This window comes from Thermodesulfovibrio sp. Kuro-1 (assembly GCF_006538445.1).
In the GTDB taxonomy this organism is placed as follows: domain Bacteria; phylum Nitrospirota; class Thermodesulfovibrionia; order Thermodesulfovibrionales; family Thermodesulfovibrionaceae; genus Thermodesulfovibrio; species Thermodesulfovibrio yellowstonii.
The window spans coordinates 342,520-363,159 of sequence record NZ_BJKS01000003.1 but is presented as its reverse complement, the minus strand read 5'-3'; the positions used below and the strand labels follow the sequence as shown (position 1 = coordinate 363,159).

General features: G+C 35.0%; 16 protein-coding genes, 1 tRNA gene and 1 other RNA gene. 17 read left to right on the top strand and 1 reads right to left on the bottom strand.

The window, feature by feature from the left end:
* From FLY87_RS05875 to FLY87_RS05820, 12 genes are all read left to right on the top strand, one after another.
* Positions 1–590: EF-Tu/IF-2/RF-3 family GTPase (locus tag FLY87_RS05875; RefSeq protein WP_255446971.1), on the top strand; the 590-nt coding region annotated here is incomplete at its 5' end.
* A gap of 3 nt (positions 591–593) precedes the next feature.
* Positions 594–746, top strand: a complete 153-nt coding sequence (gene rpmG / locus FLY87_RS05870; RefSeq protein ID WP_084205613.1) for a 50S ribosomal protein L33 — start codon at positions 594–596, stop codon at positions 744–746.
* Positions 747–750: 4 nt separating this feature from the next.
* Positions 751–824: transfer RNA gene (locus tag FLY87_RS05865), tRNA-Trp, on the top strand.
* A gap of 26 nt (positions 825–850) precedes the next feature.
* A complete protein-coding gene (gene secE, locus FLY87_RS05860) occupies positions 851–1,036 on the top strand; it encodes a preprotein translocase subunit SecE (RefSeq protein WP_141266567.1) in 186 nt (61 codons plus the stop codon).
* Positions 1,037–1,041: 5 nt separating this feature from the next.
* Positions 1,042–1,566: a transcription termination/antitermination protein NusG gene (nusG, locus tag FLY87_RS05855; protein ID WP_012546677.1), complete on the top strand. Its 525-nt coding sequence runs from the start codon at positions 1,042–1,044 to the stop codon at positions 1,564–1,566.
* Positions 1,567–1,580: 14 nt separating this feature from the next.
* Complete coding sequence (gene rplK / locus FLY87_RS05850; protein WP_012546433.1) at positions 1,581–2,009, top strand: 50S ribosomal protein L11; 429 nt, start codon at positions 1,581–1,583, stop codon at positions 2,007–2,009.
* Positions 2,010–2,014: 5 nt separating this feature from the next.
* Positions 2,015–2,701 (top strand): 50S ribosomal protein L1, encoded by a 687-nt coding sequence (gene rplA / locus FLY87_RS05845; RefSeq protein WP_141266565.1) that lies wholly within the window; start codon positions 2,015–2,017, stop codon positions 2,699–2,701.
* A gap of 73 nt (positions 2,702–2,774) precedes the next feature.
* On the top strand, positions 2,775–3,362 hold the full coding sequence (gene rplJ, locus FLY87_RS05840; RefSeq protein WP_181406000.1) for a 50S ribosomal protein L10: 588 nt from the start codon (positions 2,775–2,777) through the stop codon (positions 3,360–3,362).
* Positions 3,363–3,379: 17 nt separating this feature from the next.
* Positions 3,380–3,766 (top strand): 50S ribosomal protein L7/L12, encoded by a 387-nt coding sequence (rplL, locus tag FLY87_RS05835; RefSeq protein WP_012546672.1) that lies wholly within the window; start codon positions 3,380–3,382, stop codon positions 3,764–3,766.
* A 32-nt stretch (positions 3,767–3,798) separates the two neighbouring features.
* The gene (gene rpoB / locus FLY87_RS05830) at positions 3,799–7,737 is read left to right on the top strand and encodes a DNA-directed RNA polymerase subunit beta (protein ID WP_141266561.1); all 3,939 of its coding nucleotides are present in this window, start codon (positions 3,799–3,801) and stop codon (positions 7,735–7,737) included.
* A 31-nt stretch (positions 7,738–7,768) separates the two neighbouring features.
* Positions 7,769–11,884 carry a DNA-directed RNA polymerase subunit beta' gene (gene rpoC / locus FLY87_RS05825; protein WP_141266559.1) on the top strand — a complete coding sequence of 1,372 codons (4,116 nt, stop codon included), beginning with the start codon at positions 7,769–7,771 and terminating at the stop codon, positions 11,882–11,884.
* Positions 11,871–12,356, top strand: coding sequence for a Mut7-C RNAse domain-containing protein (locus FLY87_RS05820; RefSeq protein WP_181405996.1), 486 nt, complete (start codon positions 11,871–11,873; stop codon positions 12,354–12,356). The genes rpoC and FLY87_RS05820 overlap by 14 nt, the downstream gene beginning before the upstream one ends.
* On the opposite strand, the gene FLY87_RS05815 is transcribed toward FLY87_RS05820, so the two are convergent.
* Entirely contained in the window at positions 12,348–14,687 is a 2,340-nt protein-coding gene (locus FLY87_RS05815; protein WP_028842407.1) for a DNA-directed DNA polymerase, read from the bottom strand. The two genes, FLY87_RS05820 and FLY87_RS05815, sit on opposite strands and share 9 nt — an antisense overlap.
* Positions 14,688–14,772: 85 nt before the next feature.
* Between FLY87_RS05815 and ssrS the strand changes: the two genes are divergently transcribed.
* From ssrS to FLY87_RS05790, 5 genes are all read left to right on the top strand, one after another.
* Positions 14,773–14,949: non-coding RNA, 6S RNA (ssrS, locus tag FLY87_RS05810), on the top strand.
* A gap of 146 nt (positions 14,950–15,095) precedes the next feature.
* Positions 15,096–16,655 (top strand): ribonuclease Y, encoded by a 1,560-nt coding sequence (gene rny / locus FLY87_RS05805; RefSeq protein WP_012546866.1) that lies wholly within the window; start codon positions 15,096–15,098, stop codon positions 16,653–16,655.
* Positions 16,645–17,445, top strand: coding sequence for a TIGR00282 family metallophosphoesterase (locus FLY87_RS05800; protein WP_141266557.1), 801 nt, complete (start codon positions 16,645–16,647; stop codon positions 17,443–17,445). Before rny ends, FLY87_RS05800 begins: the two co-directional genes overlap by 11 nt.
* An 83-nt stretch (positions 17,446–17,528) precedes the next feature.
* Complete coding sequence (locus FLY87_RS05795; RefSeq protein WP_012545087.1) at positions 17,529–17,966, top strand: cytochrome c family protein; 438 nt, start codon at positions 17,529–17,531, stop codon at positions 17,964–17,966.
* Entirely contained in the window at positions 17,966–20,638 is a 2,673-nt protein-coding gene (locus tag FLY87_RS05790; RefSeq protein ID WP_141266555.1) for a response regulator, read from the top strand. Before FLY87_RS05795 ends, FLY87_RS05790 begins: the two co-directional genes overlap by 1 nt.
* Positions 20,639–20,640: the final 2 nt, after the last annotated feature.

Below are 20,640 nucleotides of genomic sequence, written 5' to 3'. Positions count from 1 at the left end.
ACATACCAGAGCCTGAAAGGCCAATAGACAAGCCATTTTTAATGCCTATAGAAGATGTATTTACAATATCAGGTAGAGGAACAGTAGTAACAGGGAGAGTAGAAAGAGGAATAATCAAAGTAGGAGACGAAGTAGAGATAGTGGGATTAAGGGAGACCCGTAAGACAGTAGCGACAGGAGTAGAGATGTTTCGTAAGATACTGGATGAAGGAAGAGCAGGAGACAACATAGGAGTGTTATTAAGGGGAATAGGCAAAGATGAAGTAGAAAGAGGGATGGTATTAGCGAAGCCAGGGAGCATAACCCCGCATACGAAGTTTAAGGCAGAAGTTTACGTATTGACAAAGGAAGAGGGAGGTAGGCACACGCCCTTTTTCAATGGATACAGGCCTCAGTTTTATTTTAGGACAACGGATGTGACAGGAGTGATAAAGTTACCAGATGGAGTAGAGATGGTAATGCCAGGTGATAATGTGAATTTAAGTGTAGAGTTGATAGCACCGATAGCGATGGAAGAAGGATTAAGATTTGCGATAAGAGAAGGTGGAAGAACAGTAGGTGCAGGTGTTGTTACAGAGGTGCTGGAGTAAAAGATGAGAGATATAATACTGCTTCAGTGCACTGAGTGTAAAAGTAAGAATTATTCAACAACTAAGAATAAGAAAACTACGCCTGATAAATTACAGTTAAAAAAATATTGCAGGCACTGTAGAAGACATACATTACACAAAGAAACAAAGGCATAAGAATAGGCCAGTAGCTCTAACGGATAGAGCACCGGACTCCAAATCCGGGGGATGGGGGTTCAAATCCCTCCTGGCCTGTTCATTATGTTTTTTTGAGGTGAACAATGATAGCAAGGCTTAAAAATTTTTTTAATGAAGTAAAAATAGAAGCAAAAAAAGTTAACTATCCTAAAAAAGATGAAGTGATAGCTTCTACATGGGTGGTTATTGTTACAGTAGTTTTAATTTCATTCTTTCTCGGTTTAATAGATCTTATACTATCAAGAATTATAAGTGCATTTATTGGGTGAAAAATATGGCAAAACAATGGTATGTTGTGCATACGATGTCAGGTTTTGAAGAAAAAGTAAAGGCTTCAATTGAAGAAAGAGTTAAGACAAAAGGACTTGAAGATAAAATTTCAAGAATTTTAATTCCAACTGAAAAGATAATTGAAGTCAAAGGTAAAAAGAAAAAAGAACAGGAAAAGAAATTTTATCCTGGATATATTCTTGTAGAAATGGAACTTAATGACGATACATGGCATTTAATAAGCACGACTCAACGGGTGACAGGGTTTGTTGGCGGTAAAAAACCTGCACCTATCCCTCAAGAAGAGGTTGAGATGATCCTTCAGCAACTGGAAAAAGGAAGAGCTCCTCAAATAAAAGCTCATTTTGAAAAAGGAGAGACTGTTAGAATTACTGATGGTCCATTTACTAATTTTACAGGATATATTGACGAAGTAGACTCTGAACATGAAAGAGTTAAAGTTATGGTAAGTATCTTTGGTAGACAAACACCTGTAGAACTGGCTTTTTCACAGGTTGAAAAGGTTTAAAGGAGGAATAAAATATGGCAAAAAAAGAAGTAACAGCACAGGTAAAACTTGTTATACCAGCAGGTAAAGCAAATCCTGCACCACCTGTAGGTCCTGCACTTGGTCCGCACGGCATTAATATTATGGAATTTTGTAAGCAATTTAATGCCCAGACACAAAATATGGGCGATACTCTTATTCCTGTCGTATTAACTATCTATAAGGATAGGTCATTCACTTTTATACTTAAAACTCCTCCAGCATCTGAACTTATTAAAAAAGCTGCTGGAATAATAAAAGGTTCTGGTGCAACAGGCAAGGAAAAAGTAGGCTCTCTTACAATGAAACAGGTTGAAGAGATAGCAAAAACAAAATTGCCTGATTTAAATACAAAATCGCTGGAAGCTGCTATGAAAATGATAATTGGCACAGCAAAAAGTATGGGTGTGGAGATAAGGGGGTAAAACAAATGGGAAAGAAATTGGTTGCAGTAAAAGAAAAAATTGATCTTCAAAAAGAATATACCTTTGATGAGGCGATAGATATTTTAAAAGAAAATAGTTTCACAAAGTTTGATGAAACAGTAGAAATGGCAATAAATTTAGGAATTGATCCCAGAAAATCTGATCAGGTTGTGAGAAACACAGTTGTTCTGCCTCATGGAACAGGTAAAGAAGTGAGGGTTTTAGTTTTTGCTAAGGGTGAAAAAGAAAAAGAGGCAAGAGAGGCAGGAGCCGACTATGTTGGAGCTGAAGATCTGATTGAAAAAATTCAACAGGGTTGGCTTGAATTTGATAGAGCTATTGCAACTCCTGACATGATGGGACAAGTTGGTAAGCTTGGTAAAATCCTCGGTCCGAGAGGTTTAATGCCTAATCCCAAGCTTGGTACAGTGACTTTTGAAATAGGTAAAGCAGTTAAAGAAGCAAAAGCAGGGAAAATTGAATATAGAAACGATAAAGGTGGAGTTGTTCATGTTCCGATAGGTAAACTTTCTTTTGACAGAGAAAAGCTCATTGAAAATGCTATAGCAGTTCTTAAATCAGTTATAAAGGCAAAACCACCGACATCAAAAGGAAAATATATTAAGAAAGTATCTATATCTTCTACAATGGGACCTGGTTTGAAAATAGATATATCAAAGTTGAAGTTTTAAAACAGGCTTTGCCTGTTATTAATAATCTGAGACAGCAGGTGCCAGATGGCTTAATGATTGTTCGCCTGCCGAGATTGAATGGATTGAACAATATAAACTATCATATTGCACTGCTGTCCAAGAAAGGAGGTATAATCTGAGCACTACAAAAGAAACAAAGAAAAAAAGGGTTGAAGAACTTATTGAAAGGCTCTCTAAGTCCAAATCTTTTATTTTGACTAATTTTCAGGGGCTTACGGTAGCTGAAATTTCAGAGTTAAGACAAACAATGAAAGACTCTGGAGCAGAGTATAAGGTTTGTAAAAATACTCTTTTCAGGATAGCATTGGGAGATGCTGCTTTTAAAGAACAACTGGAAAGCTCTTTAAAAGGATGTACTGGTGTGGTTTTTGGTTATGATGACCCTGTTGTGACAGTTAAAAGGGCAATTGAGTATTCTGAAAAAAATGAAAAATTTAAATTAAAACAAGGTGTTGTTGAAGGCAAGGTTTATTCACCAGCAGAACTTAAAGAGATTTCAAAACTACCTTCAAAGCATGTTTTACTTGGAATGCTTGTTGGTGGCATGAGTTCTCCATTGTCAAAGATGGCATGTGCACTTCAGGCAGTAAATCTTAAACTTCTTTACGCATTAGAAGCATTAAAAAATAAAAAAGCTTAATAAAAGGAGGAAAAGTTATGGCAATTACAAAAGAAGAGGTTTTTCAGTTTTTTGATAATCTTACAATCTTAGAACTGAGTCAATTTATTAAAGAATTTGAAGAAAGATATGGTGTAACAGCAGCCGCTCCTGTAGCAGTTGCAGCAGCACCAGGAGCACCAGCAGCTCAGGCAGCACCAGCAGCAGAAGAGAAAACAAGTTTTGATGTAATCTTAAAGGCAGCAGGAGATAAGAAGATTCAGGTCATTAAAGTAGTAAGAGAACTCACAGGACTTGGACTTAAAGAGGCTAAAGACTTAGTTGATGGTGCGCCAAAACCAGTGAAGACAGGCGTGTCTAAAGAGGAAGCTGATACAATTAAGTCAAAACTTGAAGCAGAAGGTGCTACAGTAGAAATACAGTAAAAATAAAATAATTTTAATAGAGAAGGAGAACTATGATAAAGCCTTTAAGAGAGAGAATAAACTTTGGAAAGGTGCCTCCACTTGTGGAGGTGCCTTATCTTTTAGAGTTTCAGAGAAAATCTTTTGATAAGTTTCTTCAAAAAGATATTCCACCAGAGGAAAGAGCCGATGAGGGTCTTCAGTCTGCTTTAAACAGTGTTTTTCCTATAAGTGATTACAACGGAACAACTACAATAGAATTTATTTCATACTCAGTTGGAGAACCAAAATTAACTCCCTATGAATGCATGGTTAAGGGTCTTACTTATTCAGTCCCAATAAAAATGAAAGTTCGGTTAAATATATGGGACAAAGATGAAGAAGGGAGAAAGTTTCTTAAAGAATCCAGAGAACAAGAAGTTTTTCTTGGCGACCTTCCCATGATGACTGAGACAGGGAGCTTTATAATAAATGGAGTTGAAAGAGTTATTGTAAGTCAGTTGCACAGATCCCCTGGTGTTTATTTTGCACCTGATAGAAGTAAAAGCAGAATAAGTGGAAGATTTCTTTATTCAGCAAGGATTATACCTGTTAGAGGCTCATGGCTTGATTTTGAGTTTGATTCAAAAGACCTTCTTTATGTAAGAATTGATAAAAGGAAAAAACTTCCAGCCACAATTGTTCTTAAGGCACTTGGATATACAAATGAAGATTTATTAAGAATTTTCTATCCCATAGAAGAAATAAGAATTAAAGATGAAACCACCTATACAAGAGTTGTGAGTGATATATTGACAGGAGTTAGAACAAAAGTTGACATCTGCAGTGCTGATGGGAAAGATATCATAGTAAAAGAAGGAAGTAAGATTACAAGATACTCACTAAAGAAAATGAAAGAACTTGGAATTCAGGAAATACCAATTTCTAAAAGTGAAATAATAGGCAGGATAACTCTTTCAGATATTGTTGACCCTGAAACAGGTGAAGTAATAGTTGATAGTAATAAAGAGATTACAGAAGAATCCTTTCATAGAATTATATCTGCCAGAATTCAAAAATTAGAACTGCTTTTCATAGATAATATTAACTATCTTCCATCTTTACGTGAAACATTGCTAACTGACAAAGTTGAGAATAAAAAGCATGCCTTAAGAGAAATATATAAGAAATTGAGGCCTGGAGAACCAGCTACTGAAGAAGCAGCTGAAGAACTTTTTTATGGTTTGTTTTTTGATCCTAAAAGATATGACCTTTCTTCTGTAGGAAGACTTAAATTAAATCAAAAATTAGGACTTGATATTCCTCTTGATGTTAGGGTTCTTACTGACAAAGATATTATTGAAATTGTTAAATATTTACTCAATCTCAGAACAGGCAAGGGAGAGGTTGATGATATTGATCATCTTGGGAACAGAAGAGTAAGAGGAGTTGGTGAACTCTTAGAAAACCAGTTCCGCATCGGATTAGTAAGAATGGAAAGGGCAATCAGAGAGAAAATGACCATAACAGATGTTGAGACAGCAATGCCCCATGATGTAATAAATACAAAACCTGTAATGGCAGCTGTCAAAGAGTTTTTCAGCACCAGCCAGTTAAGTCAATTTATGGATCAGACTAATCCACTAAGCGAAATTACACACAAAAGAAGATTGAGTGCTCTTGGACCAGGAGGACTTACCCGCGAAAGAGCAGGATTTGAGGTCAGAGACGTTCATCCAACTCATTATGGAAGAATATGTCCTATTGAGACTCCAGAAGGACCCAATATCGGTCTAATAACTTCTCTTGCAACTTATGCAAGAATCAATGATTTTGGTTTTATAGAATCTCCTTACAGAAAAGTTGTTAATGGAAAAGTGACAAATGATGTGCATTTTTTAAGCGCTCTTGAAAGTGAAAACTATGTTATTGCAGAAGCAACAACTCCTGTTGATGAAGAGGGAAATATTATCGGAGAGACTGTTTCAGCACGGGTTAAGGGTGATTTTAAAATGGTATCCCGCGAGGAAGTAGAATACATGGATGTATCTCCGAAACAGATAGTTAGCTTATCTGCTTCTTTAATTCCATTTCTTGAAAACGATGATGCAAACAGAGCTTTAATGGGATCAAATATGCAGAGACAGGCTGTCCCTTTAATTCATACAGAAGCTCCTATAGTTGGAACAGGAATGGAATTGTATGCAGCAAGAGACTCAGGTTGGCTTGTGGTTGCAAAGAGAGCAGGAATAGTAGAAAATGTTGATTCAAGAAGAATTGTTATAAGAGTTACTGAAGAAGGTGGAGGAGTTGATATATACAATCTTGTGAAGTTTCATAAATCCAATCAAAGCACATGCATGACTCAAAAGCCTATTGTTAAAGTTGGACAGACAGTAGAAAGAGGAACAATCCTTGCTGATGGTCCTTGCATGGACAATGGTGAATTGGCTCTTGGCAGAAATGTTCTTGTTGCTTTTATGCCATGGGGTGGATATAACTTTGAGGATGCTATACTGGTCAGTGAGAGACTTGTCAAAGAGGATGTTTATACTTCCATTCACATAGACGAATTTGAGATTGAATGCAGAGATACAAAACTCGGTCCTGAGGAGATTACAAGAGAAATTCCAAATGTTAATGAAGAACTGTTAAAAAATCTTGATGAAGATGGAATTATAAGAATAGGTGCAAAGGTAAAAGCTGGAGATATTCTTGTTGGAAAAGTAACACCTAAAGGAGAAAGGGTTCTTACTCCTGAAGAAAAACTTTTATATGCAATATTTGGTGAGAAGGCAGAAGATGTTAAGGAAAGCTGTCTTTATGTTCCACCAGGTATTGAGGGAGTTGTTATTGATGTAAAAATTCTAACAAGAAAGGGTAAAGAAAAATCCAGAAGAGCAAATGCTATAGAAGAAGAAGAAATAAAAAGAATAGAAAGAGATAGAGAAGATGAAATCAGGATTCTTAAAGAGACAAAGGCAAGTAGAATCAGAAAAATTCTTAAAGGTAAGATTATACTTGAAGATGTAAAAAAAGGTGAAAAGATAATATGTCCTAAAGGAAAAGCACTTACAGAAAAAGTTGTTAATCTCCTTGATGTAAATCAACTGCTCAAACTTAAAGTAGAAGACCCTGATGTTAAAGCGGAAGTAAGCAGAGTTAACAAGGAGGTGGAACAGAATATAAAACAGATTTATGCAAAATACAATGAAAAAATTGAAAGAATTAAAAAAGGCGATGAACTTCCACCAGGTGTTAATCAAATAGTTAAAGTTTACATTGCTATGAAAAGAAAAATACAAGTTGGAGACAAAATGGCAGGCAGACACGGAAATAAGGGAGTTGTTTCCATGATTCTACCTGAAGAGGACATGCCGTATCTTGAAGATGGAACACCTGTTGATATAGTACTTAATCCTCTTGGAGTTCCTTCAAGAATGAATGTGGGACAGATTCTTGAGACTCATTTAGGTCTTGCTGCAAAGGCTCTTGGTCTTTATGTTGCAAGCCCTGTTTTTGAAGGTGCAAAAGAGGATGAAATAAAGGAAATGTTCAAAAAAGTTGGCTACCCAACAACAGGACAGGTAACGCTTTATGATGGAAAAACAGGAGAACCCTTTGAAAGACCTGTTACAGTCGGATATATGTATATGCTTAAGTTACATCATCTTGTGGCAGACAAAATTCATGCTCGTTCCATAGGTCCTTATTCCTTGGTAACCCAGCAACCTCTTGGAGGAAAGGCACAGTTTGGAGGACAGAGGCTTGGTGAGATGGAAGTATGGGCATTGGAAGCATATGGAGCAGCATATACGCTTCAGGAATTTTTAACTGTAAAAAGTGATGATATAACAGGTAGAACACGTATGTATGAAGCTATTGTTAAAGGACATCCTGTATTGGAGCCAGGAGTTCCTGAATCATTTAATGTTTTAATAAAAGAGCTCCAGAGTTTATGTCTTGATGTAGATCTTCTGGAGAAAAAGAAAAAAGTTGAACGGTTTCAATGATTTTAATATTTTAAAATAGGGGGTATAAGCCTTGACAGAAGATATTTATTCACTTTTTCAAAAACCTAAAAATCCGAGAGATTTTGATGCTATAAGAATAAAGCTTGCTTCGCCTGAAAAGATAAGGGAATGGTCATATGGAGAAGTAAAGAAGCCTGAAACAATCAATTATAGAACATTTAAGCCAGAACCAGAAGGGCTTTTTTGTGCTAAAATTTTTGGTCCTATAAAAGATTGGGAATGTTTGTGTGGTAAATATAAACGAATGAAGCATAAAGGTGTTATATGTGACAAATGCGGAGTTGAGGTAATTCAGAGTAAAGTAAGAAGAGAAAGAATGGGGCATATTGAACTTGCTGCACCGGTAGCACATATATGGTTTGTCAGAGGAGTCCCAAGTAAAATGGGATTACTGCTTGACCTTTCTGTTAGACAGCTTGAGAGAGTTATTTACTATGAAGACTATATTGTTATAGACCCAGGAGATACACCTTTAAAGGAAAAAGATATTCTCACAGAAGATGAATACAAGAAATGTATTTCTCAGTACGGAAACAAATTCAAAGCAGGCATGGGAGCAGAAGCTGTAAGAGAACTTCTTAAAAAAATTGATCTTGATATAGTTGCACAAGAACTTAAAGAAAAAATAGAAGCTGCAACTTCCACAGGTATTAAAAGAAAGCTTACAAAAAGACTTAAAGTTATTGAAGCATTTAAAAATTCAGGAAATCGTCCTGAATGGATGATTCTTGATATTGTTCCAGTTCTTCCACCAGAACTAAGACCTCTTGTTCCCCTTGATGGCGGAAGATTTGCTTCTTCGGATTTAAATGACCTTTACAGAAGAGTTATAAACAGAAATAACAGACTTAAAAGACTCATGGAACTTAAAGCTCCAAGTGTAATTATCAGAAATGAAAAAAGAATGCTTCAGGAATCAGTTGACACGCTTTTTGATAATACAAAACGTTCCAAAGCTTTAAAAGCAGGAACTCGCAGACCCCTTAAATCTTTAAGCGACATGATAAAGGGTAAGCAGGGAAGGTTCAGACAGAATCTTCTTGGTAAAAGGGTTGATTATTCTGGTAGGTCAGTTATTGTAGTTGGTCCTGAACTTGATATGCATCAATGTGGATTGCCTAAGTCTATGGCACTGGAACTATTTAAACCATTTGTTTTTAATAAGCTTGAAGAAAAAGGATATGCAACAACAATAAAACAGGCAAAAAGACTTGTTGAACAAGAACGTTCAGAAGTCTGGGATGCCCTTGAAGAAGTAATTCAGGAACATCCTGTTTTGCTTAACCGTGCACCAACTCTTCATAGGCTTGGAATTCAAGCTTTTGACCCTGTTCTTGTAGAAGGAAAAGCAATAAAACTTCATCCTCTTGTATGCACAGCCTTTAATGCAGATTTTGATGGTGATCAGATGGCGGTTCATGTTCCTCTTTCATATGAAGCTCAAGTTGAAGCAAGAGTATTGATGATGTCTGTTGGAAATCTTCTCTCTCCTGCTAATGGAAAACCGATAGTTGTTCCAACACAGGATATGGTTCTTGGAATTTACTATCTTACAAAAGAAAAGCAAGATGCAAAGGGAGCGGGCAAAGTTTTTTCAGACCCTGAAGAAGTTATTCTTGCCTATCAGTGCAAAGCTGTAGAAAAACATGCTCCTATAAAGGTCAAGCTGAACGGAGAGTTTGTAAATACTACAGTAGGAAGAATTTTATTCAGAGAAATTGTTCCAGAAGGTGTTCCATTTCAGATGATTAATAAAGAACTGACAAAAAAAGAACTTGGCAAACTGATTGAATATATTCATTATAATTTTGGAAAAAGAGATACAGTTTTATTTTTGAATAAACTTGAAAAGTTAGGTTTTGAAGTTGCTACCCAGTCAGGTATTTCCATATGTATTGATGATATGCATATACCTTCAAAGAAGACTGAATTGATTAAAGAAGCAGAAGCTCAAGTAATGGAAGTCCAGAGACAGTATGCTGAAGGATTGATTACACAGGGTGAAAGATACAATAAAGTCATAGATATCTGGGCAAATGTGACAGAAAGAGTTGCTGATGAGATGATGAAAGAACTTGGAGCAGAAAGAGGTAAAGAGTTTACTCCAGAAGAACTTGCAGAGAGAAGGTCTTTTAATAGCATATTTATGATGGCTGACTCTGGTGCTCGTGGTAGTATTGCACAGATTAGACAGCTTGCTGGTATGAGAGGACTTATGGCAAAGCCATCTGGCGAAATTATAGAAACCCCAATTACAGCTAATTTTAGAGAAGGACTTACTCCACTGCAATACTTTATATCCACACATGGTGCCCGAAAAGGTCTGGCAGATACAGCTTTAAAAACAGCAAATGCTGGATATCTAACAAGAAGACTTGTTGATGTTGCACAGGACATATTTCTTATAGAACATGATTGTGGAACAAAAGACGGGATATATATTACAGCCCTTATAGAAGGTGGAGAAATAGTAATGCCTCTTGAAGAAAGGATATATGGAAGAACACTGGCAGAAGACATAAAAGATCCACTTACAGGCGAAATAATCGCAAAAAGGGATACTGTAATAGACCAGGCACTTGCTAAGAAGATTGTAGATTCAGGAATTGATAGATTAAAAATTCGTTCAGTGCTTACATGTAGAACAAAATTTGGTGTTTGCTCAAAATGTTATGGAATGGATCTTGCCAGAAGTGAACCTGTTGAAATAGGAGAAGCAATTGGAGTTATTGCTGCGCAGTCTATTGGAGAACCAGGTACACAGCTCACAATGAGAACATTTCATATCGGAGGAGCAGCTACAAAGATAGTTGAACAGGCTGTGCTTGAGGCTAAGGGTTCAGGAACAGTAAGATTTAAAAATATCCATTATGTAGAAAGAAAAGATGGTTCTCTTGTTGTTCTTAATAGAAATGCTATGATTGTTATCACAGATTCTTCTGGAAGGGAGAGGGAAAAATATAATCTCGTATACGGAGCTAAAATTATTGTTAAAGAAGGACAGATTGTTGAATCAGGTCAGAGACTGGCTGAGTGGGATGCTTATACAACACCGATTATTACTGAAATAGGTGGTAAAATAGCTCTTGGTGATATGGTAGAAGGAGTAACATTTAAGGAAGAAACTGATCCAACAACGGGTCTTTCACACAAAATAATAATTGATTATCCAGCAACTTATAGACCCCGTGTTACGATAAAAGATAAGGATGGTAAAACAGCAAAACTTCCTTCAGGAACAGCTGCAAGATATCTTCTGCCAGCAGGTGCAATTTTGGTAATTGATAAAGGAGATATTGTAGAACCAGGAGATATTTTAGCAAAAATCCCAAGAGAAACAATTAAAACAAAGGATATAACAGGTGGACTTCCAAGAGTAGCAGAACTTTTTGAAGCAAGAAGACCCAGAGAAGCAGCTATTGTCAGTGAAATAGATGGAATAGTTGAGTTTAAAGGAAGCCAGAAGGGCTCAAGAGTTATAGTTGTTAGAGGAGCTGATGAAACAAGAGAGTATCTTATTCCAAAAGGTAAACATGTCATAGTTCATGATGGAGATTGGGTGAAAGCAGGCGAACCTTTGATAGATGGTTCTATTAATCCGCACAGTATACTTGAGATATTAGGTCCGACAGAACTACAAAGATATCTTGTGGATGAAATTCAGAAAGTTTACAGACTTCAGGGAGTTTCAATACATGATAAACATATTGAGGTTATTGTCAGACAAATGATGAAAAAAGTAAGAATAGAAGACCCTGGTGATACATCTTTTCTGATAGGTGATGAGGTTGATAGATTTATATTTATTGAGGAAAATGAGAAAGTTATAGCTCGTGGAGGTAGACCTGCTCAGGCAAGACCTCTTTTACTTGGAATTACTAAGGCAGCTCTTTCAACTGAATCTTGGGTATCGGCAGCTTCATTCCAGGAAACTACAAGGGTTCTTACTGATGCAGCAATTGAGGCAAGGATTGATGAATTGAGAGGATTAAAAGAAAATGTGATAATGGGAAGAATTATTCCTGCTGGAACAGGTTCTCCAGTATATAAAGATACATTGATAAAGGGTGAATTCTACAACATGCAGATAGAACATAGTAGTGAAGAGAGTATTGAAGAAAATTGAGAGTTTTCCACGTTTTGTAGCAGATGTAATGCTTGGAAGCCTGAGCCGATGGCTCAGGCTTTTTGGTTTTGATACCCTCTACAGGAATGATTTTACAGACAGGGAATTGATAAAAATCTCTCTACAGGAAGATAGAATAGTATTGACCAGAGATAATGCTCTTGCTATGTCAAGATTATTAAAAAAAGTTTTACTAATTCAATCCGAAACTATTAAGGAACAGATTAAAGAAGTGCTATCTACAATTCCGATTTCATTTGATTTATTGAGTCTTAGACCAAGATGTCCTGTTTGTAATGGAGAAACAGAAAGTATTATGAAAGAAAAACTTAAAGGAGAAATACCTGATTATGTTGCGTTTTCCAATCAGGAGTTTATGATTTGTAAAGCCTGTGGCAAAATTTACTGGCACGGAACTCATAAGGACAGAATAGACAAAATAAAAAAGGAAATTTTAAAAAAGCTAAAATAACGTATGTTCCTTTTTGAAAATTCTTAAAATTCTCATTGCAGTTGGAATTACCTGATTTTCAATATAATAATTAATATCAATTTTTGATGCATCAGCAAGTTCTACAGGATATGCTCTTTCACTTATAGAGCCAGAACCTTTTTGAATTATATAACCTATAACACTTCCTTCACCTACAGGAATTCCTTTTTCAATAAGTTTTTTAGCAGCTATCACATGGGGTGAGATTAATTTATACTCTGAAATAGGCTTTGAAAGCTGTTCATACACAACAAGGTCTTTAAAGTCGTAGTTGTTTTCCTGTAAAGCTTTAATTCTTTCATTAAGATGTTTAAAAGCTCCTTCAATGTTTTCATCAATTAGACAGAACTTCAGTATTTCTTGTTGTGTCTGTCTTGCATATCTGCATAAATCTCTTCTTACAATTTCAAGCCCTCTTATTTTAAGCCTTCCATTTTCATCAAGTAGAGCATATCTTTTTTTGGCAACTCCACCTGCTTCTCTTGGAACAAAAAGTCCTTTAACATAAAAATCTTCAAGGTCAAGCCTCATAAGACCTGGTAAACTCTGATTTATTTCTTTAATAAACTGTTTAATTTCTTCTTTCTTGTCTCCAATTTTCAAAAAGGCTGAATCTGTATCTCCATATATTGCATGAAATCCTTTTTGTTCAGCTTTTTTTAAGACTTCTTTAATCCAGTATCTTCCGAGTGCTGTAATTGACTCAGCACATTCCTTTGAATACCATCTGCTTGCAGGATATGCATAATAACCATAGGAAGCATTTATAATTGTTTTCAGAGCTCTTTGTTTTGTATCAAGAAGGATATATTCATGAGATAGTGGATCAAGTTTTTTTAACTCCTTTTTAAGTTTAAGTCTTTCAATTAAAAGTTCTTCAATTGCTTGAGATTCAAAACCTTTTTTATTTTTACAAAACCAGTAAGGAAATTCTGGAATTTTATATCCATTATCTTTACAGCAACTACAGTTGAGAGTCTCAATTGAGATGTTGTATGTTGCAATTATTGATGGATAAAGAGATGCGAAGTCAACAACAACAATTCCTTTATGAAGTCCTACCTCTGGTTCTTTTACAAATCCTCCTTCATATGTAGCTTTTTGCCGTTCTTTTATCTCATCAAACTTTGGTTGATTTGGAATCACCCTGTTTTGCTGTTTGGACTTTTTAATGTAATACCATTCAACAAGCTGACTGTAAGGCATCCTTGATGTATCAAAAAGTGATTGTCCTGTAATTTTTGTCAGTTCTTCAATATCTGGCAAAAGCATCTTCGTAAGTTCATAGACAAGTTCACTGTCTTTTAGACAGTATCTTGCAAGTTTGTCAAGTTCATGACCTTTATCCCATGCTTGAAGTATGTCTTCATATTCCATGTCAAGTTTTGTATCTCCAAGAAGTTCATGTGATACATTTTTCAATGTCAGTTGTTCACTCTGAAGCATAGGTGAAAGAATATTGAAGACAAAGTTAAATATATCAATATGAACTCTACCAATGAGTCTTGCAGTTGTAAATCTTGCTCTTTTTGAGAGAGTTATTCCAGAGTTATCCCTTGAAAGAATACTGATGTCAACTTTAAGTTGTTTTGCTCTTTCTCTCAAAATAGGCATATCATAGAGATCTGTGTTATAACCAGCAATTATATCAGGGTCATAGTCTTGAACAATCTCAAGAAAGCTTTTTATAAGTTCTTTTTCGTCATTGACAACATTAGAGTCAACAGTATATTTTGCTTCCTGATAAGTGATTACTTTTGATAATCCTTCTCCAAACACTGAAATCATGACAATTGAAGGAGTTCCTCTCTGAACCTCAAGAACTTCCATATCAAAGGCGAGAATTTTAAGTTTTGGTGGAGGTATTTCAACTTTTTTAATTGATTTAATTTGATTCCCTTTGGTTTCTATTTCAAACCAATTAAGACAGGACAGTCCCTTTTCTGCAAGATAGGTTCTATATGCAGAAATTTGATACTCAAACTCATCAATTATAGAACCAGAGCCTCCTCTTTTTTCTTCAAGAACTTTTATTGCATCTCTTATTTTCTGCATATCCTGATGTCTTTTTGCATAAATTTTTATAAACTCTTTCTCTTCGCCATGAAGTATGCGCCTGTCTTCTGTTATTTCAGTAACTGGAAGGGAATTTTTCTTTACAATTTCCTCAATTTCTTTGATAGCCTTTTTTTTATCTATGGGAAGCACCAAAAAATAAGGTCTATATGAAGAATCTATAAATTTTTCACATTTTCCATTTTCTAATATTCCGAAAAGAAGAATGCCTTCTTGAGAATCATCTATGTCCAATAGATAAAATAACATCTTTATATAATTATACATAAAAATAAAGATTGCATATCCATTCCTATTTTTGTTATAAAATAATTAGACAGGCTTCCTGCCCTGTCCGTGATGGAAGGGAAAGGGGATCCGGCAGTTAGGTCCGTTAGGGAGCCAGCGTAGGTAGCGGTGTGCATGCCTCTTCGGAGGAAGCCTAACCTGCCTACAAGGCACCCACCTGTCCGAGGGGGATCTAACTTTCCTTATCACACGGCAGGGCGGGGTTATGATGATGTTGTAGATTTTTGAGATAGATGTAAAAATAGTTTAATTTTTAAAATAGCACTTTCATAAACTTTTTTATAAAAAACTGTCTCTATCCACATCATCATAACCCCAGCAAGCCTTTTAAATAAATTTCTTGGAGGTATCTTAATGGAGTTTTTATATATTTTTATTGCAATTATCTTCGGTGCTGTTGCTGGATATGGAGTTTATCTTTTCCATAGGAGCAGGCTTAAAGAGGAAAAGATAAAAATTCATGAAGAAGCTCAAAAAATTCTTGAAGATGCAAAAAAGGAAGCAGAGACAGTAAAAAAAGAAGCACATCTTTCAGCAAAAGAAGTCATATACCAATTAAAATTTGAAGCAGAAAAAGAAATAAAGGAAAAAACAAAGGAGATTAATTATCAGGAAAAAAGGCTAAGACAGAAAGAAGAGCTTTTAGACCGTAAAATTGAGCAGGTAGAAAAAAGGGAGATTGAACTAAATAAAAGAGAAAAAGAGATAGTTTCAAAAGAAAGAATTTTACAGGAAAAAGAAAATCATTATAATAAGCTTATTTCGGAACAACAACAGCTTCTTGAAAAAATAGCAGGAATGAAAGAAGAAGAAGCAAAACAGGAACTTTTCAAAAAAGTAGAGCAGGAAACTCGTTTTGAGGCGGCCAGACTTATTAAAAGGATAGAAGATGAGGTTAAACAGGAAGCAGACAAAAAAGCGAAAGAAATACTAAGTTTGGCAGTACAGAGATATGCAAGTGATTATGTTGTTGATGCTACTGTTACAGCGGTAAGTCTTCCAAATGATGAAATGAAAGGAAGAATAATAGGCAGAGAGGGCAGAAACATAAGAGCTTTTGAATCACTAACAGGTGTTGACCTTGTTGTTGATGATACACCAGAACTTGTTATTCTTTCCTCTTTTGATCCAATAAAGAGAGAGATTGCAAGAATGGCACTGGAAAGATTAATTGTTGATGGAAGAATTCATCCAGCAAGAATAGAAGAAGTTGTGGAAAAGGCTCGTAGAGATGTAGATATTGCCATAAGGGATGAAGGAGAAAAAGCAGTATTTGAACTTGGACTGAGTGGAATTCACCCAGAGATTATAAAACTTATAGGCAGGTTAAAATATAGAACCTCTTACGGACAGAATGTTTTACAACACTCAAAAGAAGTAGCATGGCTTAGTGGAATTATGGCAGGTGAACTCAGAGTTAATGTAAAGCTTGCCAAGAGAGCAGGACTTCTGCATGATATAGGAAAAGCAGTTGACCATGAAATGGAAGGCTCTCATCAGGAAATAGGTGCTATGCTTGCAAAAAAATATGGTGAAGGCGAAGAAGTTATAAATGCAATTCTCAGTCATCATGAAGATGTGGAGTTTAGTTGTGTTGAGTCCGCATTGGTTGCGGCAGCAGATGCTCTTTCTGCAGCTCGTCCTGGGGTAAGAAGAGAAACCATAGAAAGTTATATTAAGAGACTTACAAAACTTGAAGAACTTGCCATGTCTTTTCAGGGAGTTCAAAACTGTTATGCAATTCAGGCAGGAAGAGAAGTTAGACTTATTGTAAGACCTGATATTGTAACTGATGAAGAATGTGCTTTTATTGCAAGAGAATTAAGTAGAAGGATAGAAAAGGAGTTAAGTTATCCTGGACAGATTAAAGTAACTGTAATAAGAGAGTCAAGATTCATAGAATATGCAAAGTAATGATACAGTTAATTTTCTCTTTATAGGAGATATTGTTGGTAAAGCAGGAAGACAGATTGTCAAATCACTTCTTCCAAAATTAATTGATCAATATAAAGTTGAGTTAGTCATAGCAAATGGAGAAAACGCAGCAGGAGGATTTGGAATAACAGAAAGAGTTGCAGAGGAACTTTTTTCTTATGGTATAGATATAATTACAACAGGTAATCATGTATGGGATAAAAAGGAAGCCATTCCTTATATTGCAAAAGAATCAAGAATACTGAGACCTGTAAATTATCCTGAGGGTGTTCCTGGAACAGGAAGTCTTTTAATGAAAACAAGAAAAAATAATCTTGTTGGTATAATCAATGTTTCTGGTAGAATTTTTATGAATATTCTTGATTGTCCCTTTAGAATCACAAAAAAAGAGGTTGAAAGAATCAAAAAGGAGACTAATGTAATTTTAATAGATTTTCACGCAGAGGCTACATCAGAAAAAATAGCATTTGCCATTTATTTAGATGGTCAGGTAAGTGCAATAATAGGAACTCATACCCATGTTCAGACAGCAGATGAAAAAATTTTACCAAAAGGCACTGCCTATATAACTGATGTAGGGATGACTGGTCCTGAACATTCTATTATTGGATTTAGAGAAGATGAAGTTATAGAAAAATTTCTTTATCAATTGCCCAAGAAATTTGATGTTCCTGCAAGACCTTCTATCCTATCAGCAGTTTATATTGAAGTGGAGTCTTCCACAGGACTGGCAAAAAAAATAGAAAGATTAATGCTTAGCCAAAGTTAGATTTAGAATTTTTTATAGTTTCCAAAAAATTTTTTATTCTTGTATCAGTTTACAAATATTCTTTTTTCTGATAATCTTTTAATATGAAATCTTTTTTTATAATTCTCCTGATATTATTTTATCCTTTCGTAGTTTTTTCTGAATATGTCGGAACAGAAACCTGTAAAAAATGCCATCCTAAACAATATGAGAATTTTATTAAATATTCAAGAATGTCTCGCTCTTTTGAGGCAGTGGAAAAGATGAAAAATAAAATAACTCCCGAGGAATTAAAAAGCTGTTACTACTGCCATACAACAGGGTATGGTAAAGCAGGTGGTTTTGTTTCTATAGAAAAAACACCATATTTGAAAAATACAGGATGCGAAGTTTGCCATGGTCCCGGGAAAAAACATGTAGAAACCATAGACAAAAAATATATCAAAAGAAAATTCACACTTCAAGTGTGTGAACCATGTCATACAGAAGAAAGAATAAAAGCATTCAGATTTAAACCTCTGCTTTACGGAGGTGCTCATTAATGTTTAAATTCATAACCAATAAAATTGGAAACAAGTTGATGCTTACATTTATTGGAATTATTTTGGTTGTGATGATTATTGAAATGACATTTAGAATTTATTTTGGAGTGCAGGACAGACTTAGAATTGCAGAAATGGGCAACAAAGAGGTAATGGATACTATCTATGCAACAATGAAACATCCTTTGACAGTTGGAGATAGTGATACAATTCATAGAGATTTAGACGAAATTGGGCAGAAATATAAAAATATAAGTGTTTATCTCTGCGATTTCAATAGAGATATCTCTTTTTCTACAGATAAAAAAGTGATAAATACAAAGATAGACCAGATAATAAATAATAAAGATTTTATTGATAATCTTAATGAAAGCTTTAAGGGGAATGGAGATGAGTATAAATCATTAGTTTTTAATATTAAAGAAAGGCGAAATCTTATCTCAGTTCTTCCTATAAAAAATGCACCTGAGTGTTTTCATTGTCATGGTTCATCAAGAAAAATTCTTGGTGCTTTGATTATGAAAACAGATGTTGAGGACGTTTATAAAACAGTGATTGCTCAAAGAAATAGGTCCCTTGCTTTGACAGCTTTTGCTTCATTACTCGCAATTTTTATAACAAATCTTGTTGTAAGCAGATTTATAAGAAAACCTTTAAGTAATCTTGTTGATGCTACACATAGATTTGCAAAAGGCGAGATGAGTACAATAATAAAATATCCTTCTGATGAGATAGGTACTCTTACAGAAACATTTAACTATATGGTTAATGAAGTTGCTAAGTCAAAAATGGAACTTGAAAAAGAACTTACCCGTAGAGCAAAACTTCTTGAAGAAAGAGACGAGCTTGTGGCATTGCTTCAGAAGGCAAATAAACAGTTAAAGGAACTTGATACTCTTAAATCTGCATTTATAGCAAATATGTCTCACGAATTAAGAACACCAATGAATGCAATAATTGGTTATACTGATTTATTACTTGATGAAGTTGATGGTCCTTTAAATGATGATCAGAAGACTTCATTAAAAAAAGTGGCTGCAAATGCAAGACATCTATTGCAATTAATAAATGATGTTCTTGATATATCTAAGATTGAATCAGGAAAGATTGAACTTCATCCAAGAGAAATAGATTTAAAAGAACTAATAGACGGAATAATGGTTACATTTGAGCCATTAATTGCTAAAAAGGGTTTAAGTTTTACTCTAAATATTGCAGCAGGCGCTGAAAAACTTTATGTTGATGAGGATAAAACAAAACAGATTTTAATAAATTTAATATCCAATGCTGTAAAATTTACACATCAGGGTGGAATAACAATAAAGGCAAAAGTTTCAGAAAGAGGTAAAGCCAAAGACGGAAGTCCTCAATTTATAGAAATTTCAGTAAGTGATACTGGAATAGGAATAAAGAGGGAAGACCTTGATAAGATTTTTGATAAATTTGCCCAAGCTGATGTATCTACCACAAGACAGTATGAAGGAACAGGTCTTGGTTTAAGCATTGTAAGAGGGCTTGTAGCTTTACACAAAGGCATGGTATGGGCTGAAAGTGAGGTAGGAAAAGGAAGCACTTTCTATGTTTTGTTACCTTTTAAAAAGGAAGTTTTTGAGCAGACAGGTCCTGTTATAGAAGAAGAGATGGCTGAAGCACTTGGAGAATATTTTGAAGTACCGAAGGAAGTTTTTTTACAAGACCCATCTTATGAAGGTAAATTGGTAAGATGCTGGGATTATACTCAGTGTGGTCATGTAAACTGCCCTGAGTATGGTTCTCCAGAGAAAAGATGCTGGCTTGTTGTAGGAACACATTGTAAAGGCATGAAAATAGGGTCTTATCCAGAAAAAGCAGATGCATGTAAACTATGCGAAGTTGTAAGAGACCTTGTTTTACATAAAGAACCTTTATCTCCAGATATATCAAAGATTTCTGAAAAGGAGAAAGTTGTTTTAGCAATTGATGATAATCCTGATGCTATTGATTTAATAAAAAAATATCTTGAAAAAGATTACAAGGTTATAGGAATACTTAGCAGTGAGGAGGCTGTTAAAAAAGCTAAGGAAATAAAACCGGTTGCAATAACACTTGATATAATGATGCCTAAGAAAGATGGTTGGCAGGTATTAAAAGAGCTTAAAGAAGATGAAGAAACCAAGAATATTCCTGTTATTATTGTTTCTATTATTGAAAATAAGACTTTAGCTTTTAGTCTTGGTGCAGCTGACTATTTTGTAAAGCCGCTTGATGGATCTTCTTTATTAAGAAGAATTAAAAATATAGGCATTCATCGTCCAATAAAAAAAGTGTTTTTGCTTGAAAGAGATGAAAGAACTAATTATGATATTTCAAAAATACTTAAAGAAAGCGGTTACGAAGTTTATGCAACTAATAGTAGTAAACAGGCAATGGAATTGGTCAAGAGTGAAAAACCAGATTTGCTAATTGTTAATATTACAGACCCAGACAGCAGCGCTTTTGATTTTATAGATTTTATTAAAACATCTGCTGAATTAAGGGATATTCCAATTATTGCTCTTACAAATAAAGAATTGAGTGAGCAAGAAAAGGAAGCATTAAATGGTAGAATAAAAGATATAATAAACAAGGCTCTCTTTTCAGAAGAAGAACTTATAACAGAACTTAAAAATAGTTTGAAGAAAATAGGAGGTTAAGT